Origin of the sequence: Absiella sp. AM09-50 (assembly GCF_003433845.1) — a bacterium.
In the GTDB taxonomy this organism is placed as follows: domain Bacteria; phylum Bacillota_I; class Bacilli_A; order Erysipelotrichales; family Erysipelotrichaceae; genus Hoskinsella; species Hoskinsella hominis.
The window spans coordinates 1-3183 of the sequence record NZ_QVFI01000029.1 but is presented as its reverse complement, the minus strand read 5'-3'; the positions used below and the strand labels follow the sequence as shown (position 1 = coordinate 3183).

Genomic DNA, 3183 nt, shown 5'->3' with positions numbered 1-3183 from the left:
GTATTCGATCGCTTTATATTTATAGCGGATATCTCCCCATGCATTTTCTGTTGTTGCTAAGCCATACACAGAGTTGTTGTTTCCATTGACATAGTTGATCGTTTTATTGATGCCATCACTTGTTTTGGAATCTGTAGATAATCTTTCATCCTGTCCATAGATATTGATCTCACCAGTACTGGTTGCGAGTACTTCCGCATTTTCTAAGCTCTTGTCTAAGATATAAGCAATGTTTTTGTTTTCCCAGTCATCTCCATCACTGTCCCAGTTTTCTTCTTCCATCAGTACACATTTATGATGTGTCTTACGATAGTTGCTTTGGTAACGTACAGAATCTATGATCTGATCACTGTTCTTGTCATCCAACAGTTCTTCTACTTCTTCAAAGCTTGTCTGTTCTAGGGATTCATACCATGTATCGTTGTCATAGGCTTCACTGTAGTTCTTCTGATAACGGATACGATCTCCTTGGGCATCATAGCTGTATGTATAGCTCTTATCTTTATCATTCGTTACTTTGCTTAATTGTCCATATTCATCATAATCATAGTGTTCTTTACCACCACCTGCATATAAGACATCTCGCATATTGCCATTCTTGTCATAATAGATATCTGTACTGCCTTCTTCTGTGAAGATGCTTGTCAGCTGGTTGTACTTGTTGTAGTGGTATCGTTTGAATTTACCATTGGATGATATCTCTACTTTGTTGCCATTCAAGTCATAGGCATAGGTCGTCGTTACTTCTTTTCTTTTGATGTACTTGATAGATTTTGTTAGTTCATCCATCGCATCATACGTGTAGCTGTTCTTCTTGCCATTGATCGTTTCTGTTAAGATGTTGCCTGTGCCATCATAAGTATATTCGTATTTGGCTGTTTGTTTCTTATTGCGAGTAGTAACAGCACTCAACTTACGATTCAATTCATCATAGGTATATGTCGTACTCAGTTTGCCATTGGTCTGTTTGGTGATGTTTCCTCTGGCATCATAGCTGTAAGTTGCCACTTCTTTAGAACCTTTGGATACCTTTGTGATCTTATGCATATCGTTGTATTGATAATTGATCTTGGTATTCTTATAGTTCATGCTTGTCTTATTGCCATAGATATCCCATGTATAAGATACGACGTTGCCATTGGCATCTTTTACTTTCGTAATCTGATCATATTTATCATATGTGTAGGTGACTGTTTTATTGTTTAGCGTAGCTGTGGAAAGATTGTTGTGTTTATCATAAGTGAAGCTTCGTTTGCCTTCTGATAATTTATTGCCGAGTTTATCGTATGTGTAGGTAAGTGTTGTGCCATCTGGTTTGGTATGTTTCAGAAGGTTTCCATCGACATCATATTGATACTCGTTCTTCTTGCCATATTCATCTTTTTCTACTGTCATATGATCATTTGCATCATATGCATAAGTATCTTAAATGCTATAAAAGAGAAGCAAAAACTAATAAATTTGGAGTGCTTCTCTTTATCATATTTTTTATTTAATGTTATCAATATTGAAACTTATCACTTACACATTATAGACTTTATCAATCTAATTCTGCTCCTCCCCAAGAGAGTAAAGATATCTTTAAATTCAAATCTAATAGCGATATTTTTTTTATTACTTCAGATGATATCACATAATTTACTTGTGCATAATCTGATTGAATATAACAATTTAAATAAATGTCATATACATCCTTATTTTTTTTTAAAAAGTCTTTGCTTTCTAATAAAGTATCTGCTAATTTATTTAAGGCATTATTAGGACTTTCTCCTTTATCAACTTTTATATCAAATCTTATTAAATCAAATTCGATTTTTCCTATTACTTTACTAACAATTTTACCTTTTTCAAATTTTTGTGTACTTTCAATACCTATTACCTTTTCAATTTTTTTGAAATTTAAATTTTCGCCTTTTATTATTAAACTGCAAATGCCACTATCTTCCATAATTAATTATCTCCTAAGAATTCTTTTGCCATTTCTTCTAATTCTTTCCAAGTGAAATTTTTATTATTTGGTACAAAGGTTTTAAAGCTTTCCACATAATCGCCAAACTCTCTTCTTTGATTTGCATTCATCTTAAATTTTTTTGCTATTTTTTTAATCTGCTTTATATCTGATTTTTTTGCAAAAAGCTGAATATCTAATTCAAAGCGGTAATTCTTATCAATATTATCCTTAAAATAATCATTTACAATATTAGGTGTAAATGATGCTCCATAACCAAATGTTGCTCCAGCATAACTTAATGTTAGATTCGTTTGTCCATTATTTATTCTTTGCTCTGCTTGCTCTTTTGTCAGCTTTTCCCCACTTAGTCTACAACCTAATGTACCTGATAATACTTGTGTTCCTGATAACACCATGTCAATTGCTCCTGCATACATGACGTACATGCCACCCTTAGCTGCGAATGCTCCAATTGCAGCTGCTATTCCTACTGAACCAGTTAAAGCTGTTATAATTGCGGCTAACGCGAATCCAGCTACAACTAATCCTCCTGCAAATACTATAAGTGCTCCTGCTGCAGCTACTACATCCAAAATACTTTCTAAGAATTCTCCTACTGCTTTTGCACCTTTTGCAATATATTTACCTACCGTATTCAATCCTTTTAATACTTCTTCTTTAAAGTCGTTTAGATTTTTACCTAATGTTTCTATTGCTGAACAAGCTGGATTTGGTACATATGTTTCTCTTGTTGTATTTGCTGTCTTTGCTTTTGGATTTCTCTGGTCTTGTGTTTGTGGTACTTTATATGACGTCGATGGCTTTTGATGTGCCTTATTGTAATCTGCCTGTGTCGCATACACACCTTTTGGTTTTCCACCATAGTTGTCCCATGAATCATGTCCCATCCACAGATTATAACGGTCTTGCGATGTCATTTGAGATGTTGACTGGTTCTTTTTGACTGACTTCGTAGCTATATCTTTTGCCAGCTTCCCTGCTGCACCTATTAGTCCGCCAATACTACTAAAACTTCCTCCATCATTCATCAGTCTGGCTGCTCGACCATTCTTATCGATGTATTTATTTGGATTGTTTAATGCATAAGCATATCGGTTCTGGCTTTCGATGTTGCCTGCATCACCTCGGTTTTCATCTAGCTGGATGAATTGTCCTATCACTGGATTATAATATCTTGCACGAAGATAGATCAGTCCTGTTTCATCCTGTTC

At 34.6% G+C, this 3183-nt stretch carries 3 protein-coding genes; all 3 read right to left on the bottom strand.

Annotation, left to right across the window (positions count from 1 at the left end):
• Positions 1–1395, bottom strand: a 1395-nt coding sequence (locus tag DW114_RS17815) for an RHS repeat protein (protein WP_199485907.1), incomplete at its 3' end; no start/stop codon positions are given.
• Between the two features lie 145 nt (positions 1396–1540).
• A complete protein-coding gene (locus DW114_RS17810; RefSeq protein WP_117455178.1) occupies positions 1541–1948 on the bottom strand; it encodes a DUF4279 domain-containing protein in 408 nt (135 codons plus the stop codon).
• Between the two features lie 2 nt (positions 1949–1950).
• On the bottom strand, positions 1951–3183 hold a 1233-nt coding region (locus tag DW114_RS21540), incomplete at its 5' end, for an RHS repeat-associated core domain-containing protein (protein WP_199485906.1).